We start from the raw sequence: 17,730 nt of genomic DNA, 5'->3' as shown, positions 1-17,730 counted from the left end.
CGTATACGCCTATAATCGTCGTCTAGGATAATTTCACCTACCATTCTAAACAATTATTTAATTTGAAATATCTTTTTATCCGAATGCAACAGCTTTATATTATATTGATAAAATTTAGTGGAGTCAAACAACTCATCTTATGAGGGGGATTTTTGATGTTGGAACTATATTTGGAGAACTTTTTTGTGATGAAGATGTTGTAATGGAATTGTCTTATAATGAGAGAAAGGAGTATGGCGATACGATTTTAAATATGATGGAACGGGCTAATGAACAATCAAGTTTTTATCTTCTGGGGGCATTTTTTTTACAAAGCAAATCAATGTAAAAAGGAGATTGATGAAATGTTAAAGGTGAAAAAAATGAGTAAATCTGCTATGGCCGTATCCTTTGTTGCTGTATTGGTGCTCGGAAGTCTGGGAGTAGGAGGAGTTATATTCGCTCAACAATATACGCCATCAATCGGTCAAGAAGAAAATGTTGTTACAATATTAGACGCATCAAGTGAAGAGCCAATCGAGGCAGATGGAGGTTTTTATGAGTTAATATCAGTTAAATTGTCAGATGAAACAATGTTTCCAAAAGAAGATTGGGAAAGAATCCTTAGAAAAATTGAAAATGGTGAAATTATTGTAGAGGACGAATAAAGAGGGACAAATTTTTTGGTGATGTCTTCATTCTGAATTATTGGCTTAACCCTGTTTGTGTACAGGTTATGTAACAATCTTTCCACCGTTGCAGGATAGTTCCGGTTTTGATAAAACTTTTGATGAATAAAGAAATCGGTACCCATTGGGCACCGATTTTTTTATTCTTTGTAATGAGGATGTTGAAAGTATTCCTACTCAGCTCAAGAGTTTTGGAAAAGAAAAAGTGTTAGAAATAGCGTTCATAATTCACTATATTTTTTACTGAAATATTCTTAAATAATGCTTCCCTTTGTTGTTTACAATATCGGCAATAGCATTTAATTAAAACTTGCTTATTGGGAATACAACATTACTCCGATGTTTCCAATGCTGCCTGGACAGCTGGACTAATTTCCGTGTGAGGATAATTAATTCGTTCGTCAAATTCGACCCAATCAAGATTTGCCATCATCAGTAGGTAGCGTTTACCACTGGCTGGATCACTGATGATGATATGGTCACGACCAGCTGTTTCAACACGTCCTTGATAAACCATTGCATTCCATCTGTTGTTTCCTTGGTAAGTAAAATAGAAAGTCCCAACTTTGCCTTTGTTAAAGCGTAGGATATTTTCGATGAATGATTCTTCCACCCTGCCTGTCGGTAGTTGCTGTCCAGTCCCCATCGGAACTACTGGCACAGAATATGCGGGTCCAGAATGCATATTCATCGGGAAGCCAGTTGGTTGTTGTGTGGCAGGTGCTTGCATCATAGTAGCTGGATAAAAACCAGCGGAATAGTTCATTGGATTATAACTAGAGTTTCCACAAGTCATGATAAGATCATCTCCTTTTTATTAATATCGATAAAATTCTAGGCAATAGCCCGGTACAGCGGTATAGAAGCAATGATTTTTGTGGGCAAAATCGAACTGTGTCATGGGCGATCTTGGCATCGTTGGAGTACAAGGATCACGGAATGCTTGCCCTGGACTTGGATTGAAAAACCACAAATTCATTCGAGCTCGAGGATTCCTATGACCGTTCAACAAATCCCGGGCCATCTGGAGGTCTTCTTCTGTGGGACGCTGTGTATATAAAGCTCCATTTAAAACAGGTTCGAAGTGGGGGATTCCGGTCCCTGGTATCTCATGATAAATAGCATGTCGGATATTACGTAAATTTCTGAAGTCAGGTTCACAATCTGCCTCGACTCGATTGGCCACGACTGTTCCTACCATCTCCATTCCTTCGGCACCTTCACCAATCGCCTCTGCTAGCATAAGCCTTGCTAATGCATCAACGTCATTGGCAGTATGTTTTATTCGCCTACCCATTTTCTCACTCCCTTAAGCTTATACAGTAACTTATTGCTTAAAGCTTGTTTTGGTAGCTTGCCTATCCGCCCAAGTTTGAAATCACATATTTTTGAATAAAAAAACAGCTTATATAATCACTGTAGATTAAATAGGCTGTTAGGATAGTTTATATTTTTCTTATATGAGAAAATTTTAATAAGTGACGAATGGGATTAGCGAAGTTCCACAAGTATATGAGATTGGAGATTACAGACTTGGTTCCATTTCAGTTAAAATCTACTAGAGGAGATTGTTTTTAAAACTAAACGTGGCTTTTTTCATAAAGCTAGTGAAAATCGTGAATTGATGTAGGGAGTGATTTTAAGTAACAAAACTCTCAAAACCATTAATATGTAAGGTTTGGCGGGACTGTGTGGGAATCGAACCCACCGGAGACGGCACGCGCCTCCCGAGAGGTTTTGAAGACCTTGGGGGACACCAGCACCCCAGCCAGCCCCATTTTCAATGACATTTATTAATGATAATACAAAAAGAGACAAGAATCAATGTAAAAACATGCTAATAGCACTTCGTATCGGACATATGATCCGTTATTTAGGTGAAAATGGTGATTTTTGAAAAGTTAACGGACATCCGTTCCGTTATATGCCTCTTAAGAAGGCAGCTCTCCTGAAAAAACAAGAAATAGCGGAACGTATGTCCGAACGGAACGTGAAACCAGTGAATTTGGGGGTAATAACGGAATAGGTGTCCGATACGCCAAACTTGCAAGAAAACTCACTTCGTATCGGACATATGATCCGTTATTTAGGTGAAAATGGTGATTTTTGAAAAGTTAACGGACATCCGTTCCGTTATATGCCTCTTAAGAAAGCAGATATTCTGAAAAAACAAGAAATAGCGGAACGTATGTCCGAACGGAACGTGAAACCAGTGAATTTGGCGGTAATAACGGAACAGATGTCCGTTACGAACAAATTGCAAGAAGCCTCGCATAGAAAACTGGATTTAGTGGACAATATCGGTAGAGGTGAACGCGATGAACAAAGAAATTATGACCGCCATTACATCGATTGGGATTGCACAATTTTTAAAAGTACCTTTAAGTGAAAGAAGAAATGGCAAGCTCCACTGGGGTTCTTTTTTTGAATCAGGGGGGATGCCGAGTTCTCATTCGGCTGGAGTGACATCGTTAGCAACGTATATTGCGCATAAAAAAGGAGTAAAGACTGTTGATTTTGCACTGGCAGCGGTATTTGGGCTCATTGTGATGTATGATGCACAAGGAATCCGACGACAAGCAGGAGAGCTTACGTTAAAGGTTAATGATTTAGATGAAGAAGTGGAAGAGTTAGCAGGGAAAAATCCGGGATCGTATCATGAAAAAAATGAAAAACGTCTAAAAGAAATGCTTGGACATCAACCAGAAGAAGTATTGGCTGGTGCGTTACTTGGGGTGGCAACGGGCAGTATTAGTTACTGGTTAACAGGAAGAAACTAGTCCATTACGAGTGGACTAGTTTCTTTTCAGTTTCTTGCTGGATAAGAGGGAGGCGTACATTGACGGTTGTGCCGAGATTGACTTCGCTTTCGATGTCAATCGTACCGTTGTGGGCTTCAATGATTTTAAATGTAACGGTCATGCCAAGACCTGTCCCTTTTTCTTTCATCGTGAAAAAGGGTTCGCCTAGTTTGTCGAGACGTTGTTTCGGAATGCCGCAGCCTTCGTCTTTAATAGAGAGAAGGACGGTATTTTCCTCTGTTTTAATGGAGACAGTAATCGTTGTCTTTTCTTTGGACGCTTCGATTGCATTTTTTATGATATTAATTAATACTTGTTTAATTTGGCATTCTTCACAGCGTACCGCTGGTGTTGTTTCATCGCATTTTAGGACGATAGTGATGCCGGCCTCTTTTGCTTCAGGCTCCATTAATTCGACTACACTGTCTACAATCTCATGTAAGTAATATTGTTGAAATGGTATTTTTGTCGGTTTGGCAATGAGTAACAGTTCATCGACGATTTTATTAATTCGTTCTAATTCGGTATGCATAATCGATAAATAATTATCGATGTCCCCGTCTTCTTTTCTACATAAATCAACAAACCCTTTTAATGATGTTAATGGATTGCGAATTTCATGAGCAATTCCTGCGGCGAGTTGTCCGACAACAGAAAGCTTTTCATTTTTTATTAACGATTCCTCTGCTTGGCGAAGTTCCGTAATATCACGACCGATTGCAAATAATCCTTTTCGACTGCCATCTTCATGTTCAAGTGGAACTTTTAACACATCAAACAAACGCTCTTCTTCTTTTACAATTAATGTTTCTTCTACACGAGTCGGGTTGTGTCTTGACCATGTTAACTCATCTGTTTCATAGCAGTAGCGAAAATACTTTTCATATTGTGGATACGCTTTCGCCAATTGTAAGTCTGTTTTTCCAATTACAACTTCTGGCTCTAAATTATATAGTTTTAATCCGAAATCGTTTACACTTATCCAACGGCCTTCTTCATCTTTAAAAACAATGAAATCAGACATGGAGTTTACAAGTACAGATAATGTTTCTCTTTCAACAGTTAAACGTTCATATCGCTTATGAAGTCGTAACGCGAAGAGGAGAAAAGCAATTGAAAAAAGAAAGAACACTGACATGCCGAGTAAAGGCATGAGTTCTATCCTTTGTGTGATAGAAAGAAAAGTAAGAAGGACAGTTGCTAGTATGATGTATAGACTTGCGATGTAGGTAAAAGTTTTATTTTTCATTTGTACATCTCCATTGCTTGTTTTACTAAAACTAAAGTATATTATATCACTGATAAGATGGTTAAATATAGTAAAAAAATGTGGACATTACATGCGGAGTTCGTATTACTTGTGATGCGAAATAAAAACCGCAATAATAAAAAAGGAGGAAAGGAGCGGACATGACATGGCGGTTTCTCATTTTACTGTAGGGATGGCAGGACATATTGATCATGGAAAAACATCGTTAACGAAAGCATTAACGAATATTGATACAGACCGATTAAAGGAAGAAAAAGAACGAAATATCTCAATCGAACCGGGTTATGCCCCATTGATGTTAACGGAGGATATGACAGTTTCAATTGTTGATGTGCCTGGTCATGAGCGGTTTATTCGGCAAATGATTGCTGGGGTTGCTGGAATTGATGTTGTTGTGTTAGTGATTGCTGCAGATGAAGGGGTTATGCCTCAAACGAGAGAACATCTTGATATTTTATCGTTATTACATATCCAAAAGGGACTTATTGCTTTAACGAAAATCACAAAAGTGGATGAGGAGTTCCTTGCTTTAGTGAAAGAGGATGTCCAAGAGCAAGTGAAAGGCACGTTTCTTGAGAATGCCCCTGTTGTCGGTGTGGATAGTCTAACAAAGGAAGGGCTTGACGATTTAAAACGTGAAATGATTGCCCTTTTATCTGAAGTTGAACAACGTGACACATCAGGTCCATTTCGATTACCGATAGATCAAGTGTTCACTGTTCATGGACAAGGCACGGTTGTACGTGGAACCGTTTATGAAGGTGAAGTGAAAGAAGGGGACTCGTTACTTTTATTACCTCAACAAGTAAAGGTCAAGGCAAGACAAATTCAAACCCATCACCAAGCTGTCCATGTAGGACAGGCAGGTGAACGGATTGCCATTAATATTGGAGGCTTGACGAAAGAAAAAATTAGTCGTGGAGATGTGCTTGTATCTTCAGAATCGTATTATACATCGAAAACGATTGATGTATCTTTGCAAATTCCTTCTAAACTTCAATATGAAGTAAAACAGCGTTCTCCGGTCAGAGTTCATCTTGGTACGGCTGAAGTCGACGGGAAAATCGTCTTTTTTGACCGAAATGAACTCGGAGGTGCGAAAGACATTGTTTGCCAACTTCGCTTAGATGAGCCGGTTGTTGTCAAACGAGGGGACCGGTTTATTATCCGAAGACCGTCTCCTGTTGAGACAATAGGTGGGGGAGCGGTTATTGAACCGGTCGGGGAAAAGTATCGTTTTGGCAAAGAAACAACAGAAATGTTAGAGCGGAAACGAAAAGGAACGCCAAAAGAACGGGCCATTGACGTGTTAACATCGACGATAGCTATCTCTGATAAAGAATTGTTCACCCTTATCGGATTAGAACAATCGGAAGGGGAACAATTGATAGAAGAAGCTATCGAAGAAGGAAAGTTCGTTCGTATAGGCAAGTTTCTCACCTTAACAAAAACAGTTACAACCATATTAGAGGAACTAGCAGAAGAACTGCACGACTACCACAAGCAATTTCCGATGCGAGAAGGAAAACAAAAGGCAGAGCTCGTCCAAATGTTTTCGAAACATTTGCCTAAAGAATTTATAGAACAAGTGTTACAGCGAGGGGAACAAATGCTTATTGTGAAGAAAAAAGGACCATATTACGCGCTAGAAGATTTTGACCCCCACCTTCCAAAAAGTTGGGAGAAGCGAGTCGAGTCTGTTGTTGCGAATATAAAAAAACAAGGAGTTCAAGTTGACCCGTTTCTAGACGAATTAAGAAATGCTCAAATCCCTGAAGAACTATATGAAGATATTCTCCATTTTTATACACGTTCATCGGTTCTTGTGAAACTTGATTCATCCTATTATATCCACCAGCATACTTTGGACACCGTTATTACATCTTTATCAACAGCGTATCCAGAATTCTTTACAATACAAAATGCAAAAGAAGTGTTACAAGTATCACGAAAATATTTAGTTCCTATACTAGAGATGCTCGATAATCATCAATGGACTGACCGGAATGAAGGTGTTCGAACGTGGAAGAAGTCACTAAATCGATAAAACATGTCTTTTTTTTCACGCCGTATTGGACTGAAAAAAGAGGTAACGCGACAACGGCCAAACGAATAACGACAGGGTTAAAAGAAAAGGGAATCTATGTTCATGTGTTTGCATATGCCGAAGAGACATGGACAACAGCTCATGCAAGTAAATTACAACAATGTGATCTCGTACATATTCTCCACTTTAGTCGCTTTCTTCGATGGAATAAAACGGTGAAACTTGTGATTGAACAGCCGTTGATTGTAACATCTGGTGGAACAGATGTGAATGAGCATCTTGATGTTAACCATACTGAAACGATTGCGTTTTTGCAGCAAGCCGATGCTGTCACAGTTTTTACTGAAGATGCTAAACAAAAACTAGAGGCCTATTCAAAACGGAAGGTGTCGGTTATTCCACAAAGTGTTTGGTTGCCTTATTGTGAGATGAAACGAGTGGGACAAGAAGGGGCTCCGCATTTTTTGTTACCGGCGGGATTACGACAAGTAAAAGATGTTTTCTTTGCGCTTTCTAGTTTGAGAAAACTTCACTCTTTGTATCCATCCCTTATGTTTACGATTATCGGGGAACCACTTGATGCTGTTATTGTCGACAAAGTAAAAGAAATAGAAGCAACGAATCCATGGGTGACGTATAAAAAACCAGTGCCATTAGAAAGAATGGCTGCGCTATATGAACAAGCAACCGTCGTATTAAATACCTCAATTTCTGAAGGGCAAACTTCGGTATTATTAGAAGCGATGTATATGGGGGTTCCTGTGATTGCGCGGAAGATTCCAGGGAATGAAAGTATCGTAACCCATCATCAAAATGGCTGGCTTTTTCAGACAGAAGAAGAACTATATCATTGTATGTTAGAGGCACTTAGAAAACCAGAGTTTTACAAAAAAATGCAAGTAGCCGGTAGCGAATATATTAAAAAAAATCATGCGCTCGAACAAGAGATTTTCGCGTATTTGACAATTTATAAGCAAACAGAAAGGTAGGAAGAAAATGAAACGAATATTTACGATTTGCCTTTTATTTATTTTAGCCCTTGTCGGGTGTGGAGAAGCACAGGAAGATCCATTTACTGTTGCTGTTATCCCGGCTCAATCGATTGGTGAAATGGAGCAAGGATTACAAAATTTAGAAGCTGAATTAACGGTAAAATTAGGTCGAGAAGTAAAGGTAGAACAATATAACAATTATAATGGGGTTGTGGAAGCATTAAACTATAAAAGTGTGGATTTAGCTTTTTTAGGACCGGTGACGTATTTAATTGCGCATGAACAAAGTGGAGCGAAAGCGATTGTGACGCAATTGATTGATGGAGAGCCCTATTATTATTCATATATCATTACCCATGTCGACAATGACTGGGATTCGCTTGAAGAATTGCTAGAACAAAAAGACGAGGTCAATATGGCGTTTGGTTCGCATGCTTCAACATCAGGACATTTAATTCCGGGAGTGGAGCTTGCAAGAAAAGGCGTTTATACAGATGAAGATACACATGAGTTTGCGTCTGTTCGATTTACAGGGTCCCATGATATTACAGCGCAGCAAGTCGAAGCGAATATGGTGAGTGCTGGTGCAATTGATAGTGCGATTTATCATGAATTAGTTGAAGAAGGAGTCATTGACGAAAGTCAAATAAAAATCATTTGGCAATCAGAACAGCTTTATCAATATCCTTGGACGGTACATGGTGAAACGGATGAGGAGACCATTCAGTTATTGCAAGAGGCGTTTATAAGCATTGATGACCCTGAAATATTACGAATATTTGGCGGTGCTTCAGCGTTTGTTGAAGCCGATGATAGGTTATATGAAAATGTGTATGAGGCAGCATTAGAATTCGGAATGTTAGAAGAGAAAGAGTAGAAACGGAGAGAATCTCGATGTTTTGGTTTAAACGACGATATCTCGTGTACGGGGTATTTCTATTGCTATTTATTTATTGGAGTATGTCGATAACTGAATTTGATTTGCGCCGTTTTGCTCAATTTCCTAATGCGGTCGATTTAGTGGTCAATCGTTTTTTTCCTGTCGATTGGTCGATTTTCCCCAGACTGCTACAAGCGAGTTTAGTGACGTTAGCGATGGCTTTTTTAGGAACTTTTTTTGCCTTGATTATAGCGTTGCCTCTTTCATTTATGGCGGCTCGAAATACGAGTCGCCATCCCCTTTTTTTTGTTACAATGAGATGGTCATTAAGTGGCTTACGTTCCGTTCCAGAAATCGTTTTTGGGCTAATCTTAGTTGCGGCGCTTGGTCTAGGTCCTTTTGCAGCTGTGATTGCAATTATTTTACATAATATTGGCGTATTAGGAAAGCTCATCTCTGAGTTAATTGAAGCAGCAGACGAAGGACCACAAGAAGCGATGAAAGCGGTTGGTTCAACGAGATGGGTTCGTGTGTTATTCTCCATCCTCCCACAAATATGGCCAAACATTTTGTCCCATTATTTTTATCGGTTTGAAGTGGCGATTCGAACATCGTTAATTCTTGGGTTTATCGGTGGTGGAGGATTAGGGCAACAGCTATTTAATCATTTTAATAGTTTGCAATATCAAAAAGTCGCTTTAGACATCATCATGATAATGGCACTCGTCATTGTTGTTGATTTTATAGGGGGGAAAGTTCGTGAACGAGTTATTTAAAGGAGATAACTTAACTTCGATTACTCTGAATAACATCACAGTTTCCTTTCCGAACACGAACACGAAAGCGGTTGATGATGTATCGTTAACTTTTACGCAAGGAGAGTTCATTTGTATTCTTGGGAAAAGTGGTGCTGGGAAATCAACATTAATTCGCTGTATAAACGGGTTGCAACGACCGACGAATGGAGAAGTCATCATTAACGATGTCCAAATCAACGCTTTGTCAGAGGAACACTTACGGTTTGTTCGTAAACATATTGGGATGATTTTTCAACATTTCCATTTATTGCCACGGTTATCTGTATTAACAAATGTGTTAACAGGGGCATTTGGGCGTAGACCTGCGTGGAAAAACTTGCTCGGTGTATTTCAACAAGACGAGTTAAAAGCAGCGAAGGATGCCATCGATTCGGTGGAGCTAACGCCACAGACAAACAATAGAGTGGACCGGTTAAGCGGTGGACAAAAGCAAAGAGTAGGGATAGCAAGAGCCCTTCTGCAACAACCAAAAATTTTCCTTGGCGATGAGCCTGTTGCGAGTTTAGACCCAAGTACATCAAATGTAATTTTTACCTTACTAAAGCAAATCCATGAGCGTGAGCATCTCATTACAGTTATTAATGTTCATGATGTCACATTGGCAAAACGATATGCAACGCGGATCATCGGTTTGCGAGAAGGAAAGGTCGTATTTGATGGGAAGCCAGAGCAGTTTACAGAACAGACGTTTGAAACGATATACGGGAAACAAGGGGGAAGCATTAATGAATAAAGAACAAGTGCTTGTAAATACAGAACAATATGTAAAGGCGATTCATGAGAAAGACTCAAGCGGACATGATTGGTTCCACATTCAAAGGGTAACTTCTTTAGCGGAAACGATAGGAAAGCTTGAAGGAGCTGATTTATTTATATGTAAAATGGCAGCGTATCTTCATGATGTAGCCGATGAAAAGCTATGTGAAAACGTGGAAGAACAAAAAAAGGAAATTGAAAACTGGTTACATACTCAAAATGTACCAAATGAAGAAAAAGAACAAATTTTATTTATTATTCATAATCTCTCCTATAAAGGTGGAAATGGGATAAAACTTGAAAGTATTGAGGGACAAGTTGTTCAAGATGCTGACAGGTTAGATGCACTCGGTGCTATTGGTATTGCAAGAACATTTATGTATGCTGGGCACCATGGAGACCTAATGTATGACCCGAATATCCCTGTGCGTGAGAAGATGTCTGAAAAAGAATACCGTCAAGGGAAAAGTACAGCGATTAACCATTTTTATGAAAAATTATTAAAGCTGAAAACGACATTGAATACACAGTCAGGAAAGCGGCTAGCAGCAGAGCGTCATGACTTCATGGAACAGTTTTTAAGCCAATTTCACAATGAATGGAATGGCAAAATATAAGAGAAAAAACAGCGGGTCTAGACACAAAAGTCTTTTCCCGCTGTTTTTTATCTTACTAATATGGATGCTTCTTGCTTTTCAATGACTTCACCAATAATCGCAGTTTCTGTGACACCAACTTGATGCATTGTTTGAACATATTGTTTTGCTTTTTCACGTGGGAGGCTAATGAGCAATCCACCTGATGTAATTGCATCACATAATATACTTTTCATCACATCTCGTAGTGTTGGATCATAGTCAATCACGGATTGAAGCCATTTTTCATTTGCTTTTGAACCGCCAGGAATGATACCTTTCTCTGCTAAAGAGAGCGTTCCTTCAAGCATAGGGACATCTTGATGGTGAATGACAAAACTTACATGACTCCCTTTTGCCATTTCATAGGCGTGTCCTAATAAGCCAAATCCAGTCACATCTGTTACTGCATGAGGGTCAAAAGGAGCTAATTGTTCAGCCGCTACTTTGTTTAATTGAGCCATTGTTTTTGTTACAGCACTTTCTTGCTCTTTTGTTACAGCATTTCGCTTAATGCCGGTAGTAAGAATCCCTACACCAATAGGCTTTGTTAAAACAAGAACATCGCCAATTTTTGCGCCGACATTTTTATAAATACGGTCAGGGTGAGCAAAACCAGTAACAGAAAGTCCAAATTTTGGTTCTTGGTCGTCGATGGAATGTCCACCGACAATGGTAGCCCCTGCTTCTTTGACTTTATCAGCCGCCCCAATTAAAATTTGAGCTAACATCTGCTCAGGTAATTTTTTGATCGGGAAACCGACAATATTAAGCACAGTTTTCGGTTGGCCACCCATCGCATAAACATCACTTAAAGCATTAGCCGCAGCGATTTGGCCAAACATATAAGGGTCGTCCACAACAGGCGTAAAGTAATCGACTGTTTGGATTAATGCTAGCTCATCTGATATTTTATATGCTCCGGCATCGTCGGACGTATCAAGACCAACAAGAACATTTTTGTCATGTGTTTGATCAGGTAAATGACACAAAACTTGTGCCAGGTCTTCAGGACCAATTTTGCAGCCTCAACCAGCTTTTGTTGACATCGCAGTTAACCGAATCGGTTGTTCATTATTCATGTTTTTCGCCTCCAAATTAAAGATACTACCGACATCATAACAGAAAAGAATGGTAGATGCATGTGTGTTGCACCGAAGGAAAACATGCATTACAATAATAGTATCATCAGTTAAAGGAGATGTTACTTATGAAATATCATGTGTCTGTTGAGTTTTGCATGCAGTGAAACTATGCACCAAAAGCCGCAAGTTTTGCGGAAGAGCTATTTACTCATTTTCGAGGAAATATTACGGAGTTCTCGCTAATCCCTGGTTCGGGTGGCGTATTTGAGGTTACAGTTAATGGAACAAACGTTTATTCTAAGCGAGAAACGGGACAATTTCCTGAAACTAAAGCTGTAATCGAAACAATGGAATCTATGACAGAATAATCCAATGCACCTTTCATTTTAGGTGCATTTTTTAATAATAATGAAAAATGTGACAAGATGAGGTGCAATTGTGAAAACGTTATTAAGGTCCTTACCTGCTATCCACGAAATTCAACAAGACAAGAGATTTCTCATTTTTATCCATTCAAGTGGTGTTTCAAAAGATGCAGCAACAAATTGGATAAAAGAAATGATTGATGCGATTCGAAATGAAATTATAGAAGGAAAAAGGCAGTCGGTTGATGGACTGTTAAATGAGATTTTTTCTTTACTAAAAGCAAAAGCGAAAGAAGATAAAAAGCCAACATTAACAAAGGTAATCAATGCAACAGGTACGATATTACATACAAATTTAGGACGAGCAAAATTAAGTGAAGAGGCAGTTAACCAAGTCCAGGCGGTCGCCATGCATTATTCAAATCTTGAATATCAATTACAAACAGGAACACGAGGCTCAAGGCATGATATCATCGAATCCATTATCCAAGAAGTCACAGGTGCAGAAGCGGCGATGGTTGTCAATAATAATGCTGCTGCCGTTTACTTTATTTTAAAAGCATTTGCAAAAGGTAAAGAAGTGATCGTTTCACGTGGACAACTCGTTGAAATAGGGGGATCGTTTCGGGTATCTTCAATTATGGAAGAAAGTGGAGCTTCGCTTGTAGAAGTGGGAACGACAAATAAAACCCATCCGGTTGACTATGAAAAAGCGATTACTGAAAATACAGCGATGATGATGAAAGTACATACAAGTAATTTTAAAACCATTGGGTTTACAAAATCAGTGTCGATTGAAGAGCTAGTTGAGATAAAAAAAGACCATAAAATCCTATTGTATGAAGACTTAGGTAGTGGTGCGATTTATGACTTCAGGACACATGGTATCGGAGATGAGCCGACCGTAAAAGAAACATTAGAAAAAGGAGTGGACATTGTTTCCTTTAGTGGGGATAAGTTATTAGGAGGTCCACAAGCTGGAATTATTGCAGGCAAAAAAGAACTGATTTCGATGTTAAAAAAGCATCAGCTCGCACGTGTTTTAAGAGTTGATAAGATGACATTAGCTGCATTAGAAGCTACGTTAAAAGCGTATAGACATTCGTTTCATAAAGTGCAGGACATTCCAACAGTCCATGCCATTTTAACGACAGTTGAAGAAGTGGAACAAAAAGCACGTCGTTTTGTCCAAGCTCTTTCTACATTTCATTTCACTTTTCAATTTGAGAAAGGAACATCACAAATTGGTGGAGGAACGATGCCGGGAGTGGATATTCCAACAATGCTTGTGTATGTATCTCATCCACATTTTTCAGCACAAGAACTATTTGAACAATTTCTAAAGCTAGACATCCCGATTGTTTGTCGGCGTAAGGACAACCATCTTGTTTTTGATTTTCGCACAATAGAAGAGCAAGAAGTAAACATCGTCATTGAACAACTTAAACGATGGTTAGAGCAAACCCAGTCCCATGAATAAATGGAACTGGGTTTCTTTTGAAAAGAAAAGATAAACATTTGGGTGTAGCTTAGAAAGCTTATTCTTGAAGAGCGAAGGCTGCTCACCTGCGCGTTTCACCCAAGAACAGCACTAGGGGTTCACTGTTAAAAGCGGCAGGGCTCCGCACTTCGCTTGAAAGAAAAACGCTATCGTTTTTCTTATTCGCCATGGGCTTGATTTACGTGATTTCGTTGTTTTACTTTTTTAGATCCTTTCATTGGAGCGGGCTGACCAGGGTTATCCCCTTTAGGAGCATTTTTTCGAATGTCTTTTGATGTATTATGTTCAACCATTTCGTTTTCCCTCCTTTTTAATCATAGTATTTGTTGGTTTGAGCGAAATATCCACATCAGTATGTATAATCGTATAACAGAAAATAGAAACTAACGGTGAAAAAAAGGAGGGGTAAAGTTATGCCATATCATAAAGATAAGCAACAAGCATTTCAAGCTGCGCAACAAGCTGTTGTTCAAGCCGAAGAAGCAACAGCTGTCATTGATGATTCTCCAAATGATATAGGGCACCATACAAAAACGGCGATGCAAGAAATTGACGAAGCAGAGCAGCAAGTGTTAAAAGCGTTAACCGTTGCTTCTGAACATCAAAAAGAGCAATTGCATCAATATCAACAGCAACTTGAACAATTAAAAAACAAAGTGCAACAATAACAAAGAATGAAAGGAGTCCCAAAAGGTGTTTTCCTTTTGGGACTCCTTGTTCACATAAGATTATTGGCGTTTTTTCGTTTTCTTATTAAATTGCCTTTGTTCCGCTGTTAACGGTTCATTTGCCATTTCATTGTCAAATTGAGAATTCAATCCGACGTCTTTACCTTGTCCTTTCGCTGCATTAGCTCCAGGAATGATGTGATTTGATTTTTTTCTTGTCAAAAGAATCACCTCCACTTCATTAGTTTTTTCAAAAGAAACGGTTTTAATTTACACAGAATTCAAAAAATCCATTTATTCTTTAAGAAAGTTTTGCTATTCTATAAAAGGAGTTCACAGAATCGTAACGGTTACATTCTGTAGCTATTATTTTTACAATTTTGAGAAACTGTTATATTATAGTTAATAAGGAGGGAGTACATATGACAAAAGATAGCTTTAACTCTCGCTCATCGTTTGAGGTGAACGGGAAAACGTACAATTTTTATCGTTTACAAGCACTACAAGAAGCTGGTGTTGGAAACGTATCATCTTTACCGTATTCTGTAAAGGTTCTTTTAGAATCTGTATTACGCCAAGAAGATGGATTTGTCATTAAAAAAGAGCATGTTGAAAATCTTGCAAAATGGGGCACGTCGGAGCTAAAAGAAATCGATGTTCCGTTTAAACCATCCCGTGTTATTTTACAGGATTTCACAGGTGTACCGGCAGTCGTTGACTTAGCTTCATTACGTAAAGCAATGGCCGATTTAGGGGGAGACCCACAAAACATCAACCCTGAAATTCCTGTTGATCTTGTAATTGACCACTCTGTTCAAGTTGATAAAGCAGGAACAGAGGATTCTTTAGATTTTAATATGAACTTAGAGTTCCGTCGAAATGAAGAGCGTTACCAATTTTTAAACTGGGCACAAAAAGCATTTGATAACTATCGTGCTGTGCCACCAGCAACAGGTATCGTCCACCAAGTAAACCTTGAGTTTTTAGCAAATGTCGTTCATGGTGTTGAAAAAGACGGTGAACTTACTGCATATCCAGATTCATTAGTTGGAACAGACTCTCATACAACAATGATTAATGGTATTGGTGTATTAGGTTGGGGTGTTGGTGGTATCGAAGCGGAAGCTGGGATGCTTGGACAACCTTCTTATTTCCCTGTACCTGATGTTATTGGGGTTAAATTCACTGGTTCTCTTCCAAGTGGAACGACGGCAACAGACGTGGCATTAAAAGTAACTCAAGTGTTACGTGAGAAAAAAGTTGTAGGGAAATTCGTTGAGTTCTACGGTCCTGGTTTAAGTGAAATGCCACTGGCTGACCGTGCTACAATTTCAAACATGGCACCAGAGTATGGAGCAACATGTGGATTTTTCCCAGTTGACGAGGAAGCATTAAACTACTTGCGGTTAACAGGACGTTCAGAAGAGCAAATTAAGCTTGTTGAACAATACAGCAAAGCAAATGATTTATTCTATGTTCCTGGTGAAACTCCAGACCCTACGTACACTGATGTTGTTGAAATTGATTTATCTGAAATTGAAGCGAATCTTTCAGGTCCAAAACGTCCGCAAGATTTAGTACCGCTTTCTAAAATGCAAGAGGAGTTCAAAAAAGCAGTTGTCGCTCCTTCAGGTACACAAGGTCTAGGGCTTTCTGAGGATGAGTTTAATAAAAAGGTGACAGTCAAACTTGCGAATGGAAACGAAACGACAATGACGACAGGATCAATTGCGATCGCTGCCATTACAAGCTGTACAAATACGTCAAACCCTTACGTACTTATTGGAGCAGGCTTAGTTGCGAAAAAAGCAGCAGAAAAAGGAATGCAAGTTCCTGAATACGTAAAAACATCGTTAGCTCCAGGTTCAAAAGTTGTTACGGGGTATTTAGTAGACTCAGGATTACTTCCATACTTAGAGCAACTTGGCTTTAACATTGTTGGTTATGGCTGTACAACATGTATCGGTAACTCTGGTCCACTTGCTGATGAAATTGAAGCAGCAATTGCAGAAAATGACTTAACTGTCACATCTGTTCTTTCTGGTAACCGTAACTTTGAAGGACGTATTCATCCATTAGTGAAAGCAAACTATCTTGCTTCTCCGCCGCTTGTTGTTGCATATGCACTAGCGGGAACAGTGGATATTGACCTTCAAAAAGACTCAATCGGAAAAGACAAAGATGGAAACGATGTGTTCTTTAATGACATTTGGCCAACAGCAGAAGAAATTGCCAAAGTTGTTCATGAAACAGTTACACCGGAATTGTTTAAACGTGAGTATGAAAATGTTTTCCAAAGCAATGAGCGTTGGAATGAAATTGAAACAACTGATGATGCGTTGTATAAATGGGATGAGGATTCAACTTATATTGCAAACCCGCCATTCTTTGAAGGATTGTCTAAAGATCCACAAGATATCGAGCCGCTTTCTGGTTTGAAAGTAATCGGTAAATTTGGTGACACTGTAACAACAGACCATATTTCTCCAGCAGGTGCGTTTGGAAAAGATACACCAGCAGGGAAATACTTGCTTTCTAAAGGTGTAGAACAACGCGACTTCAACTCTTATGGTTCTCGTCGTGGTAACCATGAAGTGATGATGCGTGGTACGTTTGCCAATATTCGTATCCGTAACCAAGTTGCTCCTGGAACAGAAGGTGGATTTACAACATACTGGCCAACTGGCGAAGTAATGCCTATCTATGATGCTGCCATGAAATATAAAGAGCAAGGTACAGGTCTTGCGATTTTAGCAGGAAAAGATTACGGTATGGGTAGTTCACGTGACTGGGCTGCAAAAGGTACAAACCTATTAGGAATTAAAACGGTTATCGCTGAAAGTTATGAGCGTATTCACCGTAGTAACTTAGTTTTAATGGGTGTATTACCACTTCAATTTAAAGAAGGCGAATCTGCTGAAACTTTAGGCCTATCTGGAAAAGAGTCATTTGAAGTTCATATTACAAATGAAGTCAAACCTCGTGATATGGTGAAAGTGACAGCTACTGATGAAGAAGGAAATAAAACAGAATTTGAAGTACTTGTTCGTTTCGATAGTGAAGTTGAAATCGAATACTACCGCCACGGTGGAATATTACAAATGGTTCTACGTGGTCGTATTGCTGAAGCTAACGCTTAATTCTTTAAAAAAAGAGGCTGGGACAAAACAGTAAATAAAAAATGAGTGGCACTCACCCTGATGAGTTGGGGTGAGTGCCACTCTTTATTTTACATTTTTAGATT

General features: G+C 39.1%; 19 protein-coding genes and 1 tRNA gene. 13 read left to right on the top strand and 7 right to left on the bottom strand.

Annotation, left to right across the window (positions count from 1 at the left end; genetic code table 11):
• Positions 1-202: 202 nt before the first annotated feature.
• The gene (locus tag T323_RS29595) at positions 203-328 is read left to right on the top strand and encodes a hypothetical protein (protein ID WP_281175744.1); all 126 of its coding nucleotides are present in this window, start codon (positions 203-205) and stop codon (positions 326-328) included.
• Positions 329-344: 16 nt separating this feature from the next.
• Positions 345-647 carry a hypothetical protein gene (locus T323_RS0115890; RefSeq protein WP_026674140.1) on the top strand — a complete coding sequence of 101 codons (303 nt, stop codon included), beginning with the start codon at positions 345-347 and terminating at the stop codon, positions 645-647.
• A 352-nt stretch (positions 648-999) separates the two neighbouring features.
• On the opposite strand, the gene gerQ is transcribed toward T323_RS0115890, so the two are convergent.
• The 3 genes from gerQ to T323_RS28910 form a co-directional block, all read right to left on the bottom strand.
• Positions 1,000-1,464: a spore coat protein GerQ gene (gerQ, locus tag T323_RS0115885; RefSeq protein ID WP_026674139.1), complete on the bottom strand. Its 465-nt coding sequence runs from the start codon at positions 1,462-1,464 to the stop codon at positions 1,000-1,002.
• Positions 1,465-1,485: 21 nt separating this feature from the next.
• Positions 1,486-1,965 carry a cell wall hydrolase gene (locus tag T323_RS0115880; RefSeq protein ID WP_026674138.1) on the bottom strand — a complete coding sequence of 160 codons (480 nt, stop codon included), beginning with the start codon at positions 1,963-1,965 and terminating at the stop codon, positions 1,486-1,488.
• A gap of 382 nt (positions 1,966-2,347) precedes the next feature.
• Positions 2,348-2,444, bottom strand: a tRNA-Sec gene (locus T323_RS28910).
• Between the two features lie 542 nt (positions 2,445-2,986).
• Here T323_RS28910 and T323_RS0115870 point away from each other — a divergent pair.
• Entirely contained in the window at positions 2,987-3,448 is a 462-nt protein-coding gene (locus T323_RS0115870) for a divergent PAP2 family protein (protein ID WP_026674137.1), read from the top strand.
• A 4-nt stretch (positions 3,449-3,452) separates the two neighbouring features.
• On the opposite strand, the gene T323_RS0115865 is transcribed toward T323_RS0115870, so the two are convergent.
• A complete protein-coding gene (locus T323_RS0115865; RefSeq protein ID WP_026674136.1) occupies positions 3,453-4,718 on the bottom strand; it encodes an ATP-binding protein in 1,266 nt (421 codons plus the stop codon).
• Between the two features lie 166 nt (positions 4,719-4,884).
• On the opposite strand from T323_RS0115865, the gene selB reads away from it, so the two are divergent.
• Genes selB through T323_RS0115835 form a run of 6 tightly spaced genes read left to right on the top strand, consistent with a single transcriptional unit; the run spans position 4,885 to position 10,849 of the window.
• Positions 4,885-6,786, top strand: a complete 1,902-nt coding sequence (gene selB / locus T323_RS0115860; RefSeq protein WP_026674135.1) for a selenocysteine-specific translation elongation factor — start codon at positions 4,885-4,887, stop codon at positions 6,784-6,786.
• Positions 6,762-7,775 (top strand): glycosyltransferase, encoded by a 1,014-nt coding sequence (locus T323_RS0115855; protein ID WP_051556569.1) that lies wholly within the window; start codon positions 6,762-6,764, stop codon positions 7,773-7,775. Before selB ends, T323_RS0115855 begins: the two co-directional genes overlap by 25 nt.
• Before the next feature lie 7 nt (positions 7,776-7,782).
• A complete protein-coding gene (gene phnD, locus T323_RS0115850) occupies positions 7,783-8,655 on the top strand; it encodes a phosphate/phosphite/phosphonate ABC transporter substrate-binding protein (RefSeq protein WP_026674133.1) in 873 nt (290 codons plus the stop codon).
• A 17-nt stretch (positions 8,656-8,672) separates the two neighbouring features.
• Entirely contained in the window at positions 8,673-9,434 is a 762-nt protein-coding gene (gene phnE, locus T323_RS0115845; RefSeq protein ID WP_026674132.1) for a phosphonate ABC transporter, permease protein PhnE, read from the top strand.
• The gene (gene phnC, locus T323_RS0115840; RefSeq protein WP_245613737.1) at positions 9,418-10,209 is read left to right on the top strand and encodes a phosphonate ABC transporter ATP-binding protein; all 792 of its coding nucleotides are present in this window, start codon (positions 9,418-9,420) and stop codon (positions 10,207-10,209) included. Before phnE ends, phnC begins: the two co-directional genes overlap by 17 nt.
• Complete coding sequence (locus T323_RS0115835; protein ID WP_026674130.1) at positions 10,202-10,849, top strand: HD domain-containing protein; 648 nt, start codon at positions 10,202-10,204, stop codon at positions 10,847-10,849. Before phnC ends, T323_RS0115835 begins: the two co-directional genes overlap by 8 nt.
• Positions 10,850-10,896: 47 nt before the next feature.
• On the opposite strand, the gene selD is transcribed toward T323_RS0115835, so the two are convergent.
• Entirely contained in the window at positions 10,897-11,949 is a 1,053-nt protein-coding gene (selD, locus tag T323_RS0115830) for a selenide, water dikinase SelD (RefSeq protein WP_084309307.1), read from the bottom strand.
• Positions 11,950-12,077: 128 nt separating this feature from the next.
• Between selD and T323_RS29590 the strand changes: the two genes are divergently transcribed.
• Together T323_RS29590 and selA are read left to right on the top strand one after the other, a co-directional pair.
• A complete protein-coding gene (locus T323_RS29590; RefSeq protein ID WP_505579020.1) occupies positions 12,078-12,320 on the top strand; it encodes an Rdx family protein in 243 nt (80 codons plus the stop codon).
• 70 nt (positions 12,321-12,390) lie between these two features.
• Positions 12,391-13,797: an L-seryl-tRNA(Sec) selenium transferase gene (selA, locus tag T323_RS0115825; RefSeq protein ID WP_026674128.1), complete on the top strand. Its 1,407-nt coding sequence runs from the start codon at positions 12,391-12,393 to the stop codon at positions 13,795-13,797.
• Positions 13,798-13,976: 179 nt separating this feature from the next.
• Here selA and T323_RS28480 read toward each other — a convergent pair whose 3' ends face one another.
• Positions 13,977-14,111, bottom strand: a complete 135-nt coding sequence (locus T323_RS28480; RefSeq protein ID WP_084309306.1) for a small acid-soluble spore protein P — start codon at positions 14,109-14,111, stop codon at positions 13,977-13,979.
• A gap of 120 nt (positions 14,112-14,231) precedes the next feature.
• On the opposite strand from T323_RS28480, the gene T323_RS0115815 reads away from it, so the two are divergent.
• Positions 14,232-14,486 carry a hypothetical protein gene (locus T323_RS0115815; protein ID WP_026674127.1) on the top strand — a complete coding sequence of 85 codons (255 nt, stop codon included), beginning with the start codon at positions 14,232-14,234 and terminating at the stop codon, positions 14,484-14,486.
• 60 nt (positions 14,487-14,546) lie between these two features.
• Here T323_RS0115815 and sspO read toward each other — a convergent pair whose 3' ends face one another.
• Entirely contained in the window at positions 14,547-14,708 is a 162-nt protein-coding gene (sspO, locus tag T323_RS0115810) for a small acid-soluble spore protein SspO (RefSeq protein WP_026674126.1), read from the bottom strand.
• Positions 14,709-14,908: 200 nt separating this feature from the next.
• Here sspO and acnA point away from each other — a divergent pair, with 200 nt between their 5' ends.
• Positions 14,909-17,626 (top strand): aconitate hydratase AcnA, encoded by a 2,718-nt coding sequence (gene acnA, locus T323_RS0115805; protein ID WP_026674125.1) that lies wholly within the window; start codon positions 14,909-14,911, stop codon positions 17,624-17,626.
• Positions 17,627-17,730: the final 104 nt, after the last annotated feature.

The sequence above is a fragment of the Alkalihalobacillus bogoriensis ATCC BAA-922 genome (assembly GCF_000621445.1).
Lineage (GTDB): Bacteria > Bacillota > Bacilli > Bacillales > Bacillaceae_F > Bacillus_AO > Bacillus_AO bogoriense.
This window is presented reverse-complemented; position numbering and strand designations above follow the sequence as displayed.

What these genes read in the sequence shown, in the direction of transcription:
- T323_RS0115815 (WP_026674127.1), top strand. Translation starts at nt 14,232, where the DNA reads ATGCCATATCATAAAGATAAGCAACAAGCATTTCAAGCTGCGCAACAA.
- phnE (WP_026674132.1), top strand. Translation starts at nt 8,673, where the DNA reads ATGTTTTGGTTTAAACGACGATATCTCGTGTACGGGGTATTTCTATTG.
- acnA (WP_026674125.1), top strand. Translation starts at nt 14,909, where the DNA reads ATGACAAAAGATAGCTTTAACTCTCGCTCATCGTTTGAGGTGAACGGG.
- T323_RS0115835 (WP_026674130.1), top strand. Translation starts at nt 10,202, where the DNA reads ATGAATAAAGAACAAGTGCTTGTAAATACAGAACAATATGTAAAGGCG.
- T323_RS0115870 (WP_026674137.1), top strand. Translation starts at nt 2,987, where the DNA reads ATGAACAAAGAAATTATGACCGCCATTACATCGATTGGGATTGCACAA.
- gerQ (WP_026674139.1), bottom strand. Translation starts at nt 1,464, where the DNA reads ATGACTTGTGGAAACTCTAGTTATAATCCAATGAACTATTCCGCTGGT.
- T323_RS29595 (WP_281175744.1), top strand. Translation starts at nt 203, where the DNA reads ATGGAATTGTCTTATAATGAGAGAAAGGAGTATGGCGATACGATTTTA.
- T323_RS0115890 (WP_026674140.1), top strand. Translation starts at nt 345, where the DNA reads ATGTTAAAGGTGAAAAAAATGAGTAAATCTGCTATGGCCGTATCCTTT.
- phnD (WP_026674133.1), top strand. Translation starts at nt 7,783, where the DNA reads ATGAAACGAATATTTACGATTTGCCTTTTATTTATTTTAGCCCTTGTC.
- selB (WP_026674135.1), top strand. Translation starts at nt 4,885, where the DNA reads ATGGCGGTTTCTCATTTTACTGTAGGGATGGCAGGACATATTGATCAT.
- T323_RS28480 (WP_084309306.1), bottom strand. Translation starts at nt 14,111, where the DNA reads ATGGTTGAACATAATACATCAAAAGACATTCGAAAAAATGCTCCTAAA.
- T323_RS0115865 (WP_026674136.1), bottom strand. Translation starts at nt 4,718, where the DNA reads ATGAAAAATAAAACTTTTACCTACATCGCAAGTCTATACATCATACTA.
- T323_RS0115880 (WP_026674138.1), bottom strand. Translation starts at nt 1,965, where the DNA reads ATGGGTAGGCGAATAAAACATACTGCCAATGACGTTGATGCATTAGCA.